This window comes from Streptomyces akebiae (genome assembly GCF_019599145.1).
GTDB lineage: Bacteria > Actinomycetota > Actinomycetes > Streptomycetales > Streptomycetaceae > Streptomyces > Streptomyces akebiae.
In genome coordinates, this window is record NZ_CP080647.1 from 5,465,339 (window position 1) to 5,482,400 (window position 17,062).

The 17,062-nt window shown below is 69.7% G+C and carries 17 protein-coding genes; 9 read left to right on the forward strand and 8 right to left on the reverse strand.

Annotated features, from left to right (window positions below; translation table 11 throughout):
• Window positions 1-139: 139 nt before the first annotated feature.
• The 3 genes from K1J60_RS23480 to K1J60_RS23490 all read left to right on the forward strand — a co-directional run bounded on the left by K1J60_RS23480 (window position 140) and on the right by K1J60_RS23490 (window position 2,597).
• A complete protein-coding gene (locus K1J60_RS23480) occupies window positions 140-565 on the forward strand; it encodes an ATP-binding protein (protein ID WP_220647899.1) in 426 nt (141 codons plus the stop codon).
• A gap of 66 nt (window positions 566-631) precedes the next feature.
• The gene (locus tag K1J60_RS23485; protein WP_259407878.1) at window positions 632-1,639 is read left to right on the forward strand and encodes a C40 family peptidase; all 1,008 of its coding nucleotides are present in this window, start codon (window positions 632-634) and stop codon (window positions 1,637-1,639) included.
• Window positions 1,640-1,874: 235 nt separating this feature from the next.
• On the forward strand, window positions 1,875-2,597 hold the full coding sequence (locus tag K1J60_RS23490; protein ID WP_220647900.1) for a phosphatase PAP2 family protein: 723 nt from the start codon (window positions 1,875-1,877) through the stop codon (window positions 2,595-2,597).
• 215 nt (window positions 2,598-2,812) lie between these two features.
• Here the strand turns inward: K1J60_RS23490 and K1J60_RS23495 are convergent, their stop codons facing one another.
• Window positions 2,813-4,357: an FAD-binding oxidoreductase gene (locus K1J60_RS23495; RefSeq protein ID WP_220647901.1), complete on the reverse strand. Its 1,545-nt coding sequence runs from the start codon at window positions 4,355-4,357 to the stop codon at window positions 2,813-2,815.
• Between the two features lie 629 nt (window positions 4,358-4,986).
• On the opposite strand from K1J60_RS23495, the gene pstS reads away from it, so the two are divergent.
• The 4 genes from pstS (at window position 4,987) to pstB (ending at window position 9,192) form a co-directional block, all read left to right on the forward strand.
• The gene (gene pstS, locus K1J60_RS23500) at window positions 4,987-6,117 is read left to right on the forward strand and encodes a phosphate ABC transporter substrate-binding protein PstS (RefSeq protein ID WP_220647902.1); all 1,131 of its coding nucleotides are present in this window, start codon (window positions 4,987-4,989) and stop codon (window positions 6,115-6,117) included.
• A 137-nt stretch (window positions 6,118-6,254) separates the two neighbouring features.
• Window positions 6,255-7,262: a phosphate ABC transporter permease subunit PstC gene (gene pstC / locus K1J60_RS23505; RefSeq protein ID WP_220647903.1), complete on the forward strand. Its 1,008-nt coding sequence runs from the start codon at window positions 6,255-6,257 to the stop codon at window positions 7,260-7,262.
• A complete protein-coding gene (gene pstA, locus K1J60_RS23510) occupies window positions 7,259-8,314 on the forward strand; it encodes a phosphate ABC transporter permease PstA (RefSeq protein WP_220647904.1) in 1,056 nt (351 codons plus the stop codon). Before pstC ends, pstA begins: the two co-directional genes overlap by 4 nt.
• A 101-nt stretch (window positions 8,315-8,415) precedes the next feature.
• Window positions 8,416-9,192 carry a phosphate ABC transporter ATP-binding protein PstB gene (gene pstB, locus K1J60_RS23515; RefSeq protein WP_033525068.1) on the forward strand — a complete coding sequence of 259 codons (777 nt, stop codon included), beginning with the start codon at window positions 8,416-8,418 and terminating at the stop codon, window positions 9,190-9,192.
• Window positions 9,193-9,390: 198 nt separating this feature from the next.
• On the opposite strand, the gene K1J60_RS23520 is transcribed toward pstB, so the two are convergent.
• Together K1J60_RS23520 and K1J60_RS23525 are read right to left on the reverse strand one after the other, a co-directional pair.
• Entirely contained in the window at window positions 9,391-10,389 is a 999-nt protein-coding gene (locus K1J60_RS23520; RefSeq protein ID WP_220647905.1) for an inorganic phosphate transporter, read from the reverse strand.
• Between the two features lie 7 nt (window positions 10,390-10,396).
• On the reverse strand, window positions 10,397-11,017 hold the full coding sequence (locus K1J60_RS23525; protein ID WP_220647906.1) for a DUF47 domain-containing protein: 621 nt from the start codon (window positions 11,015-11,017) through the stop codon (window positions 10,397-10,399).
• Window positions 11,018-11,205: 188 nt separating this feature from the next.
• Between K1J60_RS23525 and K1J60_RS23530 the strand changes: the two genes are divergently transcribed.
• Window positions 11,206-11,583 carry a metal-sensitive transcriptional regulator gene (locus K1J60_RS23530; RefSeq protein WP_220647907.1) on the forward strand — a complete coding sequence of 126 codons (378 nt, stop codon included), beginning with the start codon at window positions 11,206-11,208 and terminating at the stop codon, window positions 11,581-11,583.
• Between the two features lie 69 nt (window positions 11,584-11,652).
• Here K1J60_RS23530 and K1J60_RS23535 read toward each other — a convergent pair whose 3' ends face one another.
• Window positions 11,653-11,838, reverse strand: a complete 186-nt coding sequence (locus K1J60_RS23535; protein ID WP_033525072.1) for a hypothetical protein — start codon at window positions 11,836-11,838, stop codon at window positions 11,653-11,655.
• A 107-nt stretch (window positions 11,839-11,945) separates the two neighbouring features.
• Complete coding sequence (locus K1J60_RS23540) at window positions 11,946-12,779, reverse strand: hypothetical protein (RefSeq protein ID WP_220647908.1); 834 nt, start codon at window positions 12,777-12,779, stop codon at window positions 11,946-11,948.
• Window positions 12,780-12,912: 133 nt separating this feature from the next.
• Between K1J60_RS23540 and K1J60_RS23545 the strand changes: the two genes are divergently transcribed.
• Entirely contained in the window at window positions 12,913-13,107 is a 195-nt protein-coding gene (locus K1J60_RS23545; RefSeq protein WP_220647909.1) for a hypothetical protein, read from the forward strand.
• Between the two features lie 65 nt (window positions 13,108-13,172).
• On the opposite strand, the gene K1J60_RS23550 is transcribed toward K1J60_RS23545, so the two are convergent.
• Genes K1J60_RS23550 through K1J60_RS23560 form a run of 3 tightly spaced genes read right to left on the reverse strand, consistent with a single transcriptional unit; the run spans window position 13,173 to window position 16,922 of the window.
• Complete coding sequence (locus K1J60_RS23550; protein ID WP_220647910.1) at window positions 13,173-13,595, reverse strand: NUDIX hydrolase; 423 nt, start codon at window positions 13,593-13,595, stop codon at window positions 13,173-13,175.
• On the reverse strand, window positions 13,592-14,707 hold the full coding sequence (locus K1J60_RS23555) for a CHAD domain-containing protein (RefSeq protein ID WP_220647911.1): 1,116 nt from the start codon (window positions 14,705-14,707) through the stop codon (window positions 13,592-13,594). Before K1J60_RS23555 ends, K1J60_RS23550 begins: the two co-directional genes overlap by 4 nt.
• Window positions 14,688-16,922: an RNA degradosome polyphosphate kinase gene (locus K1J60_RS23560; RefSeq protein WP_220651649.1), complete on the reverse strand. Its 2,235-nt coding sequence runs from the start codon at window positions 16,920-16,922 to the stop codon at window positions 14,688-14,690. The genes K1J60_RS23555 and K1J60_RS23560 overlap by 20 nt, the downstream gene beginning before the upstream one ends.
• Window positions 16,923-17,062 lie beyond the last annotated feature (140 nt).

A 17,062-nucleotide genomic window follows, 5' to 3' on the forward strand; every position in this document is an offset into this window, starting at 1 on the left:
CTCCTTGTTGCCGCTGGTCACCCACACGGGTGGTAGTGAACGAGATTTCCAAGAATCGGTGAATGTATTAACTCTGTCCCGCTAGTTTAGGGCTCAGGAGCAGTATCTGACCAACTCCCCTCAGTAACCGGAGACTTCCATGGCCACCGTATCCCCGTCCTGGAACTACACCCTTCGTCTCCCTCGGGACCCCCGCTCCCCCGGCGTCGGCCGCGCCACCCTCCGGGCCGTGCTCGCCGCGCACGACCTCTCCGAACTCACCCCCACCGCCGAACTGCTGGCCGCCGAGCTGCTCACCAACGCTCATCGGCACACCGCGCAGGAGTACGCCCTGAGGGTGCTGGAGGTCGGCGGGAGGCTGCGCGTGGGGGTGTGGGACCGGGACTGGCGGGTGCCGGTGGGGTTCGAAGGGGATGACCGGCCCGTCGACCTCGACGCCGAAGGTGGGCGTGGGTTGCGGCTCGTGCGCGCCTGCTCCGAGGGGCGGGGTGTGTCCGTGTTGCGCGACCTCGGTGTCTCGCAGGGCGGGAAGCTGCTGTGGGTCGACTGTGGTGCCGTTGAGTGATCATTCCTAAGAAGGGGGGTCGCCTCTACACTTGCTGGCGGTGGACTGGCGCGCGGTGAGGGGCGGTTGACGGTGCGTAAGGCGTGGATCGTGGTGATCGCTGCCGGCAGCGCCGGGCTCGCCTTCGTGATGGTGCTGGTAGTCGGGGTCTATCTGGTCGCCGGGAATCTCGCTGCCGGGATCGGGGGAAAGTCGGTCGGGCTGGCCAAGGGGGCCGTTCCCGCCGCTTATCAGGCGCTCGTGCAGAAATGGGGCAATCTGTGCGACGCCATCAATCCGGCACTGCTCGCCGCGCAGCTGTACCAGGAGAGCGGGTTCAATCCGAAGGCGCAGAGCCACGCCGCCGCGCAGGGGATCGCGCAATTCATTCCGGGGACCTGGGCCACGCACGGGTTGGACGGTGACGGCGACGGCGATCGTGACGTCTGGGACCCGAATGACGCGATTCCATCGGCCGCCTCGTACGACTGCTCGCTCGCGAAGTACGTGAAGGACGTCCCCGGCGATCCGACGGCGAACATGCTCGCTTCCTACAACGCGGGCGCGTACGCCGTGATCAAGTACGGGGGTGTTCCGCCGTACAAGGAGACCCAGAACTACGTCAAGACGATCAAGACGTTGTCGGAGAGTTTCGCCGCGCCCACGAGCCGCGTCGATCCGAGCGAGCAGGCGGCCGGGGCCATCGCGTACGCGCAGAAGAAGCTCGGGACGCTGTATCTCTGGGGTGGCACCGGTACCGCTGAGCAGGGCGGACGCTTCGACTGCTCGGGGCTGACGCAGGCGGCGTACAAGAGCGTGGGGATCACCCTGCCGCGGGTCGCGAACGATCAGTACAACGCCGGGCCGCATCCCTCGCGGGACGAGCTGCTGCCCGGGGATCTCGTGTTCTTCTCCGACGACCTCACCAACTCGCGGGCCATTCGGCACGTCGGGATTTATGTGGGGGGCGGATACATGATCGACGCGCCGCGGACCGGGGCGGTCATCCGGTTCGACCCGATTGACACCCCTGACTACTTCGGTGCGACCCGGGTCACCGAAGATGGCGCGAAAGCGCTGCCCACGCCGGTCTGAGGGTCCCGCAATTCTCCGTTAACCACTGCCCTGAGCTGCGCAGACGTGTCTCTCTTCGATAACGTCTGAGTGATCATTCAGTGGAGGGTGGAACGCATTGAGAAGGAGTGTGCGTTCCTATTTGACGTAGCGCGTTGACGCCCATGCGGAAGCACCTACGTACACCACGGGGGTGGCAAAGCGCGGCGCACGTACGGTGCGGTCGCGAGAACGATGACGAAAGGGCCGCAGCACGATGGCTGGACTCGCCGCGCATGCCGCACTTGCCGCTGAAGCCGGATCGAACCCCGACGTCGAGCTGCTGTACGACATCAATGGTCTGGCCAAGGACGCGCCGACCTGGCTCGACCGGGTGATGGAGTTCGTGGGGGAGTACGGGCTCCTCTTCGCGATGGTGCTGCTGATCCTGTGGTGCTGGTGGGGCGTGCGGAAGCGGGGCGGGGAGGATGCCGCCTCGTCCGTGGCCGCCTTGATGTGGGCGCCGCTCGCCGCCGGGATCGCCGTGCTGGTGAACGTGCCGATACGCGGGTTCGTGGAGCGGCCCCGGCCCTTTCTCGATCATGAGGGGCTGGAGGTGCTGGTCTCCGGCAAGACCGACTACTCGTTCGTGAGCGATCACGCGACGCTGATCATGGCGATGGCGGTGGGGCTGTTCGTCGCCAACCGGAAGTTCGGCATGGTCGGGCTGGTCATCGGGCTTCTGGGTGGGTTCATCCGGGTCTACATGGGTGTGCACTACCCGACCGATGTGATCGGGGGGTTCGCGCTCGGGACCGCGGTCGCGTTGTTGCTGTCGCCGCTCGCCATGGCTCTGCTCACGCCCCTGATGAAGGCGGTGGAGCGGTCGGCCCGGGTGGGGTGGATCGTGCGGGCTCGGGGGCGTGACGGGGGGCGTGCGGTGATTCCGGGGGCGCGGGTCGAGTCGGCTTCCGCGGAGGAGCGGGATTTGGCGGCCTGAGGGCTCGCCCGATTCTTTTCGCCCCCGCCGCCCCTACCCGTCCCGTCCTCAAGGGGCTGTGCCCCTTTGACCCCCGTCCTTTGACCCCCGTCCTTTGACCCCGTCTGCGGGTTCGGTGGGGGCTGGTCGCGCAGTTCCCCGCGCCCCTGTAAGGCCTGCGGCCTTCTCAGGGGCTGCGGGAACCTGAAGTAGCGGACCCCTGAAGGCCTGCGGCCCTACAGGGCCTGCGGGAACGTGAAGAAGCGGTTCGGGTCGTACTTCTTCTTCAGGGTGGTCAGGCGGGGGGCCGCGTCGCCGTAGTACGCCTTCCTCCAGTCGGTCAGGGTGGCGTCGGTGTAGTTCTGGTAGGCGGCGCCGGAGGCGTGGCGGGTCATGGACTTGTGGGCCGTCGTGAGCCAGGACTGGGCCGTCGTGCCGGAGGTGCCGCTCTTCCAGGAGGCGAGGTACTGGGCCAGCATCCGGGAGCGGCGGTGCACGAACGCCGTGGCCGTGGGGGAGACCCGGTTGACCTGGCCGCCGAGGGCGGTGAGGGCGATGCTGCCGGCTCCGCCCTTCACCCCCGTGATCTGGGTCAGCAGGGTCTGGATGCCTGCCGAGGAGATCGAGCGGTCGAAGAAGTCCGAGCGGGCCGCGTACGTCTCCCGGCGCAGCGCGCCCTGGGGGGAGCGGCCCGGGGTCGAGCCGGGGAGATGGCACTTGGCGTCGACGGAGAAGGAGCCGCAGCCGGCGTAGCCCTCCATGGCGTCCTCGTACGAGCGCCGCTTGAGGGAGACGCTGCGGGCCGGGGTGCCGACGCGGTCGGCGAGGCGGTCGAGGGCGTTCTCCAGGTCGCCGTAGGAGCCGAGGGAGAAGGCGGCGACGGCGACGGTCGGGCTGCCGCCGTTCTCCAGGTGGCAGGAGGACCAGATCTCGTCGGGCTGGGTCGGGCCCCACTCCTGCCAGGCCTTCAGTACGGCGGCGGCCTTGGACCACGGCCAGGTGAGGTACGCGGTGACGCCCTGGCGGGCCGGGTGGGTCCGGAAGCGGAGTTCTGTGACCACGCCGAAGTTGCCGTTGCCCGCGCCTCGTAGGGCCCAGAAGAGGTCCTTGTTGGTGGTGGCGTTCGCGATCAGTTGCTTGCCGTCGGCCGTGATCAGCGTGGCCTGGGTGAGGCTGTCGCAGGTCAGGCCGTAGGCGCGGGAGGTGACGCCGTGGCCGCCGCCGAGGGTGAGGCCGGAGACGCCCACGGTCGGGCAGGAGCCGGCGGGGATGGTGACGCCCTTCGCGGCCAGGGCGCGGTAGACGTCGATGAGTTTCGAGCCCGCTCCGACGACGGCCTCGTTCGCGGAGGCGCGGACCTTGTTCAGCTTCGACACGTCTATGACCAGGCGGCCGTTGCCGGAGGACCAGCCGGCGTAGGAGTGGCCGCCGTTGCGGATCGAGACCTTGAGGGCGTGGGTCCTGGCGTAGGCGAGGGTCGTGCGGATGTCGTCGGGGTGGGCGACGTACGCGACCGCGGTGGGCTTCAGGGTGTCGAAGCGGGTGTTGTAGAGCTGGCGGGCCGTGGACCAGGCCTTGTCGCCGGGGCGGATGAGGGGGCCGTCCAGGTCGCGGGCCAGGGCGGACCAGTTGGCGGTGGTGGGGGTGCCGGCGCCGGTCGTGGTGGTGCGGAGGGAGGTGTCCGTGGCGCGGGAGGGGGTGGGGCCGGGGTTGGTGCAGGCGGAGGCGGTCAGGGTGGTGGTGAGTGCGGCTGCGCCGCCTATGAATGTGCGCCGTTCCATGGGGCCTCTCCCGGTGCGCCGTGCGTGGGTTCTTGGGACGAGACGGGGTTGGTGGGGTGCGGGTTCCCAGGATGCGCAACCGCCGCCCCTACCCGTCCCTTCCTCGCCCCTTCTGCCCCCTCCTGAGGCGGCCCCTCGCCCCCAGGGCGCCTCAGGGCTCGGGGATGCGGGTGCGGGGGCGGCTGCGGGTCGTCGGTGGCTCGTCGCGCAGTTCCTCGCGCCCCTGGGGTGGGGCCCGGGGTGTGGCTTTCCGGGGATCGGGGTGCGTGGAGTGGGGGTCAACTGGGGATGGTTTCTCTCTGTAGCTAGTTGAGTGCGGAGAGTTATGGTCCGGAGAGGGGGTGGTTCGGTATCGGGACCCTCACGTGTTCTCCCCGTAAGCGTTCCGTGACCTCACCGCACTGTCGGCAGGGGTTCACTCGCCGTTCACTTCCGTCCATTGGCGGCTTCACCTGATCTGCCTAATTTCGGCCTTACCCGGTGCGGGGTGTGGACCGAAATGCGGCCTCGCAGCCCGTGACGACAGCAGTCTGAGGGACCGAAGGCATCGGCGGAACGGGTCCCGAGGCTGATACGACGACTTCGCACGCCGCCATGTGGACGGCGGCTCCTGGAAGGAACTCCCGAAAGTGAAGCTTCAGCGCAAGAACCGGCTGCGCGCCCTTTCTCTCGGTGCTGTCGCCCTCACCGGCGCTCTGACCCTCACCGCGTGCGGGTCGGACGACACCAGTGGTGGCGCGAGCGGTACCGGCGAGAGCACGGCTGCCGCGGGCAACATCGACTGCGGCGACGCCAAGGGTCAGCTGCTGGCCGACGGCTCCTCCGCGCAGAAGAACGCGATCGACGCCTGGGTGGCGCAGTACCAGAGCACCTGCAAGGACGTCGTGATCAACTACAAGGGCAGCGGTTCGGGCGCGGGCATCACCGCGTTCACCCAGGGCCAGGTCGCCTTCGCGGGCTCCGACTCGGCGCTCAAGCCCGAAGAGGTCACGGCCTCCAAGGAGATCTGCTCCGGCGGTCAGGGCATCGACCTGCCGATGGTCGGCGGCCCGATCGCCGTCGGTTACAACGTCCCGGGTGTCGACAACCTGGTCCTGGACGCCAAGACCCTCGCCCTGATCTTCGACAGCAAGATCACCAACTGGAACGACGAGGCCATCGCGAAGCTGAACCCCGACGCCAAGCTGCCCGACCTCAAGATCCAGGCCTTCCACCGCTCGGACGAGTCCGGCACCACGGACAACTTCACCAAGTACCTGATCGCCGCGGCCCCCGACAACTGGAAGTACGAGGGCGGCAAGGCCTGGCAGGCCAAGGGCGGCCAGTCCGCGCAGGGCTCCTCCGGTGTCGCGCAGGGCGTGAAGGAGACCAAGGGCGCGATCTCCTACATGGAGCTCTCCTACGCCAAGGACGGCATCACCACGGTCGACGTCAAGACCGGTGCCGCCGAGCCGGTGAAGGCGACCGTGGAGAACGCCACCAAGGCCATCTCCGAGGCCAAGGTCGTGGGCACCGGCAAGGACATGGCGCTGGAGCTCAACTACACGCCCACCGCCGAGGGCGCCTACCCGATCACCCTCGTCACCTACGAGATCGTCTGTGACAAGGGCAACAAGGCGGACACCCTGCCCGCCACCAAGTCCTTCCTCACCTACATCGCGTCCGAGGACGGCCAGGCGCTGCTCTCCGAGGCCGGGTACGCCCCGATGCCCGAGGAGATCATCACCAAGGTCCGTACGACCATCTCGGAACTGAGCTGACCTGAGTGCGGCCCAGCCCCCACCGGGACTGGGCCGCACCGTCCGGTGCACCGCCGCCAGGAGTCTCCCGCCACCGCGGGCGGCTCCGCCCCGAGCCGCCGCCCTCACGGCGATGGCTCCGCAGACCGGAGAACCTGATGGACATATCGATCAAAGACACTCCCGCACCCCGCACCCCACCGACTTCCGAGACCCCCGAGGACAAGCGTGTCGCCCGTGGCGTCACGCGCTTCGGCGACCGGGTCTTCCTCGGCCTGTCCCGCGGGTCCGGCATCTTCCTGCTGGTGCTCATGGCGGCCATCGCCGTGTTCCTCAGCTACCGTGCCGCGCTCGCCATCAGCAAGGACGAGGCCAACTTCTTCACCACCTTCGAGTGGAACCCCACCGGGGTCCCGCCGGTGTTCGGCATCGCGGTCCTGGCCTTCGGCACCGTCGTCTCGTCGGTCATCGCGATGGCCATCGCGGTCCCCGTCGCGGTCGGCATCGCGCTCTTCATCACGCACTACGCCCCGCGCAAGCTGGGCGGCCCCATCGCGTACGTGATCGACCTGCTCGCCGCCGTGCCGTCCATCGTGTACGGCCTGTGGGGCATCCTGGTCCTCGTGCCGCAGCTCGACGGGCTCTACGGCTGGCTGAACGACTACCTCGGCTGGACCGGCATCCTCGAGTGGCAGGGCGGCGCCCCCCGCTCGATGCTCACCGTCGGCATCCTGCTCGCGATCATGATCCTGCCGATCATCACCAACGTGAGCCGTGAGGTCTTCCGCCAGGTCCCGCGGATGCACGAGGAGGCCGCGCTGGCCCTCGGCGCCACCCGCTGGGAGGTCATCCGCATGGCGGTGCTGCCCTTCGGGCGCTCCGGTGTCATCTCCGCGTCGATGCTCGGCCTCGGCCGCGCGCTCGGTGAGACCATGGCCGTGGCGATGGTCCTGTCGTCCAGCTTCGAGATCAACCTCAGCCTGCTCGACCCGGGCGGCGGCACCTTCGCCCAGAACATCGCCAGCAAGTTCAGCGAGGCGACCGAGATGGGCCGGGACGCCCTGATCGCCTCCGGTCTGGTCCTGTTCGTCATCACCCTGCTGGTCAACGGCGCGGCCCGGCTGATCATCGCCCGCCGCAAGGAGTTCTCGGGGGCCAACGCATGAGCAACGCAACTCTCACCCCGAAGGGCCCGAGCACCCTGCGTGCCGCGTCCCTGCCCAAGTGGTTCCCCTGGGCGGTCGCCGCCGGTTCGGTGGCCCTGGGCCTCGGCATCAGTGCCGCGATCGGCCTCGAAAGCTCCATCCAGTGGGCCCTGATCGCCGGCATCCTCTTCGTCCTCGGCTCGTTCGTCATCGCCGCGCGCGTCGAGGGCAAGCGCCAGGCCAAGGACCGCGTGGCGACCAGCCTCGTCTGGGTCGCGTTCCTGCTCGCGGTGCTCCCGCTGGCCTCCCTCATCTGGGAGACGATCAGCCGTGGTGTGAAGGTCCTCGACGGCTACTTCCTCACCCACTCGATGGGTGTGGTCGCCACCTCGCAGCCCGGCGGCGGCATCTACCACGCCATCCTCGGCACCCTGGAGCAGGTCGGCATCGCCGCCGTCATCTCCGTGCCGATCGGTGTGCTGACCGCGATCTACCTGGTCGAGTACGGCCGGGGCAGGCTCGCCAAGGCCGTCACCTTCTTCGTCGACGTCATGACGGGCATCCCGTCGATCGTCGCGGGTCTGTTCATCCTCAGCACCTGGATCCTGATCCTGGGCATGGGCCCCTCCGGCTTCGCCGGCGCGATGGCGCTGACCATCCTGATGCTGCCGGTCGTCGTCCGCTCGACCGAGGAGATGCTCAAGCTCGTCCCGAACGAGCTGCGCGAGGCCTCGCTGGCGCTGGGCGTGCCGAAGTGGCGCACCATCCTCAAAATCGTGCTGCCGACCGCCATCGGTGGTATCACGACAGGTGTGATGCTCGCGGTCGCCCGTATCGCCGGTGAGACCGCTCCGGTCCTGCTCCTGGTGTGGGGTTCGAACTACATCAACGCGAACCCCTTCTCCGACCCGCAGGCCTCGCTGCCGATGTACATCTATCTGCAGTTCCAGCAGAGCGGCGGTTCCGGAGCGGCGTACGACCGTGCCTGGGCGGCCTCGCTGACGCTGATCGCGTTCATCATGATCCTGAACCTGGCGGCCCGCGGCATCGCCCGCTGGAAGGCCCCACGATGACAATCACGCGGCTTCGCCGCGCGCCCGGTCGCTGACGCGGCCACCAGCGACCAGATCCCCGAATTCCCCGCGAATTCCTCGCGAAAGAAGCAGTGATTCACATGGCCAAGCGAATCGACGTCAGCGGCCTCAACGCCTACTACAGCTCCTTCCGCGCCATCGAGGACATCTCGATGGCCATCGAGCCCCGCACCGTGACGGCCTTCATCGGCCCCTCCGGCTGCGGAAAGTCCACGTTCCTGCGCACCCTGAACCGGATGCACGAGGTCACGCCCGGCGGCCGCGTCGAGGGCAAGGTCATGCTCGACGACGAGAACCTGTACGGCGCCGGGGTCGACCCGGTCTCCGTGCGGCGCGAGGTCGGTATGGTCTTCCAGCGTCCGAACCCGTTCCCCACGATGTCGATCTACGACAACGTGGCGGCGGGCCTGAAGCTGGTCGGCGGCAAGAAGAAGTCCGAGCTGGACGACATCGTCGAGAAGTCCCTCAAGGGCGCGAACCTCTGGAACGAGGTCAAGGACCGCCTCAACAAGCCGGGCTCCGGTCTCTCCGGCGGTCAGCAGCAGCGGCTGTGCATCGCCCGTGCCATCGCGGTCGAGCCGAAGGTGCTGCTCATGGACGAGCCGTGCTCCGCGCTCGACCCGATCTCGACGCTGGCCATCGAGGACCTCATCAGTGAGCTGAAGGAGCGCTTCACGATCGTCATCGTGACGCACAACATGCAGCAGGCGGCGCGCGTCTCCGACCGTACGGCGTTCTTCAACCTCGCGGCCGTCGGGCAGCCGGGCAAGCTCATCGAGATAGACGACACGGAGCGGATCTTCTCCAACCCCTCCGTCCAGGCCACCGAGGACTACATCTCCGGCCGCTTCGGCTGAGCCCGCGCCGGCGTCGTCCCGGCCGACCCCCCAAGACCCCTCGCGGTGCTGCATGGCGGTGCCGCCGCGAGGTAGGTGAAGGGCCCGCCCCCGGCTCCCGGGGGCGGGCCCTTTCTCGTCGGCTCGTGCGGGCCTGGAGTTCGTGCGGGCCCGGCGGGGCTTCTCGCGCAGTTCCCCGCGCCCCTGAAGGGGCGAGGTCTACAGGAAGGCCAGGTTCACGATCCAGAAGCTCGTCGCGGCGACCAGGGCCGCGGCCGGCATCGTGATGAACCAGCCGAGGATGATGTTCTTGGCGACGCCCCAGCGGACGGCGTTGATGCGCTTGGTGGCGCCGACGCCCATGATCGCCGAGGTGATGATGTGGGTCGTGGAGATGGGGGCCTTGAAGATGAAGGCCGTGATGAACATGATCGACGCGCCGGTGGTCTCGGCGGCGAAGCCCTGCGGCGGGTCGAGTTCGATGATCTTCCGGCCCAGGGTGCGCATGATGCGCCAGCCGCCCGCGTAGGTGCCGAGGGAGAGCATGACCGCGCAGGCGATCTTGACCCAGACCGGGATCGGGTCGCCGTAGTCCTCGACGTCCGCGATGACCAGGGCCATCACGACGATGCCCATCGTCTTCTGGGCGTCCTGGAGACCGTGGCCGAGGGCCATGCCGGCCGCCGACACGGTCTGCGCGATCCGGAAACCGCGCTTCGCCTTGTGCGGGTTGGCGCGGCGGAAGATCCACATGATGCCCGTCATCACCAGGTAGCCGACGACGAGGCCGACCACCGGGGACACGAACATCGGGATGACGACCTTCTCCAGCACGCCGGACCAGTAGACCGTCGTACCACCGGCGAGGGCCGCGCCGACCATGCCGCCGAAGAGGGCGTGGGAGGAGGACGACGGGAGGCCGAAGTACCAGGTGATGAGGTTCCAGGTGATCGCGCCGACCAGGGCCGCGAAGAGGATGCCCATCCCCTTGGAGCCCTCGGGCGTGGAGATCAGGCCCTCGCTGACCGTCTTGGCGACACCGCTGCCGAGGAACGCGCCGACGAGGTTCATCACCGCGGCCATGGCGAGGGCCGCGCGCGGCGTCAGCGCGCGGGTCGACACCGAGGTCGCGATCGCGTTCGCGGAGTCGTGGAAGCCGTTGGTGTACGTGAAGAAGAGCGCGACGCCGATGGTCACGACCAGAGCGAAGGTGTCCATGAAGAGTTCAGGACTCCTTGACCGCGATGGTCTCCACCGTGTTCGCCACGTGCTCGAAGGCGTCCGCCGCCTCCTCCAGCACATCCACGATCTGCTTGAGCTTGAGGACCTCGATGGCGTCGTACTTGCCGTTGAAGAGGTGGGCCAGGAGCTTGCGGTGGATCTGGTCCGCCTGGTTCTCCAGCCGGTTCACCTCGATCCAGTACTCCGTGAGGTTGTCCATGGTGCGGAGGCTGGGCATCGCCTCGGCCGTCAGTTCGGCGGCGCGCGCCAGGACCTCGATCTGCTGCTCGACGCCCTTGGGGAGTTCCTCGACGTTGTAGAGGACGACCAGGTCGACGGCCTCCTCCATGAAGTCCATGATGTCGTCGAGGGAGGACGCGAGGGAGTAGATGTCCTCGCGGTCGAAGGGCGTGATGAACGAGGAGTTCAACTGGTGGAAGATCGCGTGTGTGGCGTCGTCACCGGCGTGTTCCGCTGCCCGCATCCGCTCCGCGATCTCGGCCCGGGCGGACATGTCCGCCCCGAGCAGTTCCATCAGGAGCTTCGAGCCCGTGACGATGTTGTCCGCGGAGGCGGCGAACATGTCGTAGAAGCTCGTCTCCCTGGGGGTCAGACGAAAGCGCACGTGGGGTCCTCGGTATGCATGGGTTTCGGTCAGGCTGATGCTAGGCGCATCATCCGGCCACGGCTAACGGGCCGTCCCCCAGTGTCGCCCATCAGACAGACGGGCCGGCATGGGGGCTGCCCGCAGGGCGTATACCCGCCAAAGTTCGATACGATATACCCGGTAGGGGTATATGTCTGGAGGCTGCGATGACGACCACAGGGGCCGGAGCCGAGGTGCCCTCCGCCGTAGACGGTGTGGAGCCGGGTGCGGAGTCGGTTGTGGTGACCGACCACGACCGTGGAATCCACGGGTATCACCAACAGAAGGACGAACACCTGAAGCGCCTGAGGCGCATCGAGGGGCAGATTCGTGGGCTCCAGCGCATGGTCGACGAGGATGTCTACTGCATCGACATACTCACCCAGGTCTCCGCATCGACCAAGGCGCTGCAGTCCTTCGCGCTGCAGTTGCTGGAGGAACACCTGCGGCACTGCGTGGCCGACGCGGCGTTGAAGGGCGGCGCCGAGGTCGACGCGAAGGTGGAGGAGGCCACGAAGGCGATCGGGCGGCTGCTGCGGACCTGAGGGGCCGGGGGCTCGGGAGCCTGCTGACGGGGGCGCTTTTCGGCCACCGCGTGTGGGCTTCCGGTCGCCCTAGCGGGGCGGTTCGCTCTCGTGGGCCCGTTCTTCCCAGACGCGCAGGACCTCGTCGATGCGGTCGGGGCTGAGGCGGTCGCCGTCGGTGGTGGAGGCCGCGATGATGAGGTCGCCGCAGAGTTCGATCTCGGCGAGGGCCACGTGGTCCTGAACCGCCGTACCGCCTGCCGGAGCCACGCGCATCACCTCTTCTCTGCCGTCACCGACTCCTAGGGTAGGCAGCGGCCCACAGCCCGCGCATGGCACCAACGGACCATTTCCGGCCCCGCGCCGTCCGCCGCGTCCCGGCGCTACTCCTCCGCGATCTTCCCGGCGTAGATGTCCTCGGGCCGCGGCAGGCGTACGGCGACGGGGACGCCGAAGTCGAACAGCAGCGTCGTCGAGGCGACCGCGACGGTGCCCTGTCCGCCGCCGTTGACGAAGCTGAAGCGGTGGCGGACCTTGCGGATGCGGCCCTCGTCGTCGAGGTAGGCGTCGAAGGGGACGCGGGCCGTGGCGAAGCCCCGGGCGGCGGCGCGCAGCGGGGCCCTGTTGCCTTCGGAGGCCGCGCGGGAGGCCGTCGTGAGGTCGGCGGTGCCGCGGTAGTGACGGACCCGGACGCCGTCGACCTCGGTCTCCCCGACGAACCGCGCCGTGCGCGCCCCGCGCAGCACCTCGGCGGCGGCGAACGGGTCGGTGGCGCCGCCGGTGACCAGATTGCCGTCGGAGAGGGCGCCCGTGTCGACGCGGACCCATTTGTCGGCGGGGACGCCCGCGCCCCGGTTCTTCATGAACAGGGCGCCGGGGGCGAGGAGTTCGGTGATCGGGCGGTGCTCGTCGCGGCCGGCGGGGTCGTGCGGCAGCAGCACCTTGAGCCGGCCGAGTTGTCTGCCGAAGTCGTAGACGCCCTCGCCGTGGATGGTCACCCGGGTGCCGCCGGTGGCCATCTCCATCTCCGTACGGGCTTTGGAGCTGCCCGCGCGGACGAGGGTGGGGGCGGCGCGGTGCATCAGGTCGACCGGGTCGGAGGGGAGGGGGTCGTCGGTGAGGCCGCCGATGGCGCAGCCGGTGACGCCGGTCGCGCCGGCGATGAGTCCCGCCGCGACGAGTGCCGCGCCCGTCCTGCTGTGCCGCCGCGTCACCATCGCCTGCCGATCCCCTGCCGGGTTTGCCGGGTTCCTGCCGTCGTTTCGGATAACGACGGCCGGGGGAGGTCGTCACGCCGGGAGGGGGCGGACGGTCGGCGGGTCGCCCGGGAACTCGGGGCGGACGGTTCGGATGCCTGTCCTGGGTAACGTAATTGGTGTGGCGCATCAGGACGAGCCGATACCCCCGCAGCAGCACCGTACGACCACCGTCGATCAGGGCCGCTTCTGTGTGGCGCGCTGTACCTGCGGCTGGCGCGGGCCGGCCCGGCGGGCGCGGAGTCTGGCCCGGACGGACGCGGAGGGGCACGCGCTGAGCGGGGTGTAGCGGTACCGGGCGTGTGGCGGTGCCCGGGTCGGGGTCCCCACGCGTGCGGTGCGGGGGCGGGGACCCTACGCGTGGCGGAGGGTCGCCAGGAAGTCGTCGATCAGTTCGCGGTCACGGGGCTGGGTGAGCCGGTCGCGGGCGGCGGCCGGGTCCAGCCAGGCGATCCGGTCCACCTCGGCCGTCGGTGCGAAGTCGCCGCCGGTCGCCTTGGCCGCCCAGTAACTCACCGTCTTGGCGCGGCCGTTGACGAAGTAACGGGCCGTGGGCAGCCGGGGCCCCGGCGCGCACCGCTGGCCGGTCTCCTCCTCGACCTCGCGCAGCGCGCCCGCGAGGGCGTCCTCGGCGCGCTTCAGCTTGCCCTTCGGGTGCGACCAGTCGTCGTACTTCGGCCGGTGGACCAGGCAGATCTCCAGGCCGCCGCCCCCGGGGGCGCGGCGCCACAGCACGCAGCCGGCCGCCCGGACGACGGCGTCGGTGTTCTCGGTCACGGCGTGCTCACCGCCTCCTTCTGCCAGCACTGCTGGAACGCGAACCGGGATGCCTCCACTTCGTGGCGCTGGTCGGCGTGGAGGACGCCGAGGGCGTAGGCCGTGGCCGGGGCGATACGCGGGGTGCGGGCGGCGGCCGCGGCAGCGGAGGCCGCCTCGCTGGCGTCGCGGTGGCGGTTGAGGGCCTCGCCGGCCGCCAGCAGGCGTACGTCGACGGGGACGGCCTCGGGGTGCAGGACCTCCAGGGCGTAGCGGTGGAGGCGGAGCAGGAGGCGTACCTGGTGCCAGGGGGCGTCCTGGGGGTGGGGCGCGGTGTCCGGGGAGAGGCCGTGGATGAGGGCCTCGGCGTTGTAGGGGCGGCCGGCGGTGTGCAGCGGGAGGCCGGTGACCGCGTCGCGGAGGCGGTCGTGGGCGGCGGCGGCGAGGGGGCCGAGGTCCGCGGCGGTGGCGGTGGGGGTGAGGGGGACCTCGCTGGCGAGGACGGCGACGCTGTCGGCGACGGCGTGGAAGCGGCTCGATCCGAGGGCCTGGAGGGCCGCGGAGTGGGCCCGGGTGCGGGCGAGGGTGAGCTGGCGGTCCAGCAGGGCGCCGGCTTTCGCGGCGCCGACGGTGAGGTTGCCGCGGTCGGGGGCGGGGTGGGCGTGCGGGGCGGCGGCCCCCGGTGCCGGCGCGCCCGGTCGTGCCGCCCCGGTGGCACGACTGCCCGCGACGGGTTTGGAGGGTGTCCCCTGGGCTGTCCCCTGGGCCGGGAACGGGGTCGCTCCCGACAGCCGGTTCAGGGCGGTGACCAGGCGGTCCAGGCGGGCCGCGTAGGCGTGTTCACGGCCCAACGTGCCGGAGAGCCAGGCCAGTTCGGGGCGGAGGGACTCCGACCAGTCGGCGTCCAGCAGGGGCCGGAAGGTGTGCAGCGTGCCGCTGATGCGGCGGGCCGAGCGGCGCAGGGCGAGCGCCGCGTCGGTGGACTCCTCGGCTCCGGACGCCGTGCCCCCACCGGTCTCCCGGTGGGTGCGCAGCGCGCGGAGGAACTCCGTGGCCCGCTCCCGCAGATAGCCGGCGACGGCATCCGCGGGAGCGGCCGTGGTGTTCGTGGGGTCAAGGTGTCGCTGTGCCACGCCGGCGCCTCCGGGCGTCAATGAGCATCTCCTGGACGTTGCGCAGGGGCTGTCCGTCCGCGTCGGTCGAGTGCCGGGTCCACTCGCCGTCGGGACCGAGGTGCCAGGAGGAGGTCGTGTCGGACATACCGGTCTCCAGCAGGCGGTTGAGCGCCGCCCGGTGGGCCGGGTCGGTGACCCGGATCAGGGCCTCGATCCGGCGGTCGAGGTTGCGGTGCATCATGTCGGCGCTGCCGAACCACACCTCCGGCTCGCCGCCGTTGCCGAAGCCGAAGATCCGGGAGTGTTCGAGGAAGCGGCCGAGGACCGAGCGGACCCGGATGTTCTCCGACAGGCCCGGGACGCCGGGCCGTATGGCGCAGATGCCGCGTACCCACACGTCGACCGGCACACCCGCCTGCGAGGCCCGGTACAGGGAGTCGATGAGCGCCTCGTCCACGATCGAGTTGACCTTGATGCGGACGTGCGCGGGACGTCCGGCCCGGTGGTGCTGGACCTCCTTGTTGACGCGGGCGATCAGCCCGTCGCGCAGGGACTTGGGCGCGACGAGGAGACGGCGGTAGGTCTCGCGCCGTGAGTAGCCGGAGAGCCGGTTGAACAGGTCGGAGAGGTCCGCGCCGACCTGCGGGTCCGACGTGAGCACGCCCAGGTCCTCGTACAGCCGTGCCGTCTTCGGGTGGTAGTTGCCCGTGCCGACGTGGCTGTAGCGGCGGAGCGTCTCGCCCTCCTGGCGGACCACCAGGGACAGCTTGCAGTGGGTCTTCAGACCGACCAGGCCGTAGACGACGTGGCAGCCGGCCTCCTCCAGCTTGCGCGCCCACTTGATGTTGGCGTGTTCGTCGAAGCGCGCCTTGATCTCGACCAGGACGAGGACCTGCTTGCCCGCCTCGGCCGCGTCGATGAGCGCGTTGACTATGGGGGAGTCGCCGGACGTCCGGTACAGGGTCTGCTTGATGGCGAGGACGTCCGGGTCCTCGGCCGCCTGCTCCAGGAACGCCTGCACCGACGTCGAGAAGGAGTCGTACGGGTGGTGCAGCAGCACGTCCCGGCTGCGCAGGGCGGCGAAGATGTCCGGCGCGGACGCCGACTCGACCTCGGCCAGGTCGCGGTGGACGCCCGCGACGAACTTGCGGTACTTCAGCTCGGGCCGGTCCAGGGAGGCGATGCGGAAGAGGCCGGTGAGGTCCAGGGGCCCCGTCAGCGGGTAGACCTCGGACTCCTTGATCTTCAGCTCGCGCACCAGCAGGTCCAGGACCTCCTGGTTGATGTTCTCCTCGACCTCCAGGCGCACCGGCGGCCCGAAGCGGCGCCGCATGAGTTCCTTCTCCAGGGCCTGGAGGAGGTTCTCGGCGTCGTCCTCCTCGACCTCCAGGTCCTCGTTGCGGGTGACCCGGAAGGCGTGGTGCTCCAGCACCTCCATGCCCGGGAACAGCTCCTCCAGATGGGCGCCGATCACGTCCTCCAGCGGGACGTACCGGCCCGGGGAGGCCTCCAGGAAGCGGGACAGCAGCGGCGGCACCTTGACGCGGGCGAAGTGCGAGGTGCCGGTCACCGGGTTCTGGACCCGTACGGCCAGGTTCAGGGAGAGGCCCGAGATGTACGGGAAGGGGTGCGCCGGGTCGACGGCCAGCGGGGTCAGCACCGGGAAGATCTGGTGGCGGAAGAGCGTGAAGAGGCGGGCCTGCTCCTTCTCCGCCAGTTCGCTCCAGCGGACCAGGTGCACGCCCTCCTCGGCCAGCGCCGGGGCGACGTCCTCGTGGAAGCAGGCGGCGTGCCGGGCCATCAGCTCGCGGGAGCGGGCCCAGATCATCTCCAGCACCTCGCGGGGCTGCAGGCCGGAGGCGGACCTCGTGGCGACGCCGGTGGCGATGCGGCGCTTCAGGCCGGCCACCCGGACCATGAAGAACTCGTCGAGGTTGCTGGCGAAGATGGCCAGGAAGTTCGCTCGTTCGAGCAGGGGGGTGTGGGGGTCCTCGGCCAGTTCCAGGACACGCTCGTTGAAGGCGAGCCAGCTGCGTTCCCGGTCGAGGAAACGGCCCTGCGGCAGCCGTTCGCCGCCCTGGTAGTCCTCCTCGTACGCGTCGAGGTCGGCGTCGATGTCGGGTTCCAGGTCGGACACCACGGCCGACACCGTGTGGGGGCGGTGGCCGGTTATGGAGCCGACGGACGGCTGCGCGTGCTGGACCTGGGCTGCCTGGGCGTTGGACTGGCTCATAGAACCATTGTTCCGCGCCGCGAGCATCACAGGCGCGTCGGACAGGGCCGGTGGGAGTGCCGGGACGCGCGAGGCGGCGTTCGAGGCCGCGTTCTCGGCGATGTTTGCGTCGATGCGCGCCACGACGTCGACGACATCGG

Excerpts from the sequence above, each read along its gene's own strand:
- K1J60_RS23490 (WP_220647900.1), top strand. The coding sequence starts at position 1,875 with ATGGCTGGACTCGCCGCGCATGCCGCACTTGCCGCTGAAGCCGGATCG.
- K1J60_RS23535 (WP_033525072.1), bottom strand. The coding sequence starts at position 11,838 with ATGCGCGTGGCTCCGGCAGGCGGTACGGCGGTTCAGGACCACGTGGCC.
- K1J60_RS23560 (WP_220651649.1), bottom strand. The coding sequence starts at position 16,922 with ATGAGCCAGTCCAACGCCCAGGCAGCCCAGGTCCAGCACGCGCAGCCG.
- pstA (WP_220647904.1), top strand. The coding sequence starts at position 7,259 with ATGAGCAACGCAACTCTCACCCCGAAGGGCCCGAGCACCCTGCGTGCC.
- K1J60_RS23530 (WP_220647907.1), top strand. The coding sequence starts at position 11,206 with ATGACGACCACAGGGGCCGGAGCCGAGGTGCCCTCCGCCGTAGACGGT.
- pstB (WP_033525068.1), top strand. The coding sequence starts at position 8,416 with ATGGCCAAGCGAATCGACGTCAGCGGCCTCAACGCCTACTACAGCTCC.
- K1J60_RS23480 (WP_220647899.1), top strand. The coding sequence starts at position 140 with ATGGCCACCGTATCCCCGTCCTGGAACTACACCCTTCGTCTCCCTCGG.
- K1J60_RS23520 (WP_220647905.1), bottom strand. The coding sequence starts at position 10,389 with ATGGACACCTTCGCTCTGGTCGTGACCATCGGCGTCGCGCTCTTCTTC.
- K1J60_RS23545 (WP_220647909.1), top strand. The coding sequence starts at position 12,913 with ATGCCTGTCCTGGGTAACGTAATTGGTGTGGCGCATCAGGACGAGCCG.
- K1J60_RS23495 (WP_220647901.1), bottom strand. The coding sequence starts at position 4,357 with ATGGAACGGCGCACATTCATAGGCGGCGCAGCCGCACTCACCACCACC.
- pstC (WP_220647903.1), top strand. The coding sequence starts at position 6,255 with ATGGACATATCGATCAAAGACACTCCCGCACCCCGCACCCCACCGACT.
- K1J60_RS23540 (WP_220647908.1), bottom strand. The coding sequence starts at position 12,779 with ATGGTGACGCGGCGGCACAGCAGGACGGGCGCGGCACTCGTCGCGGCG.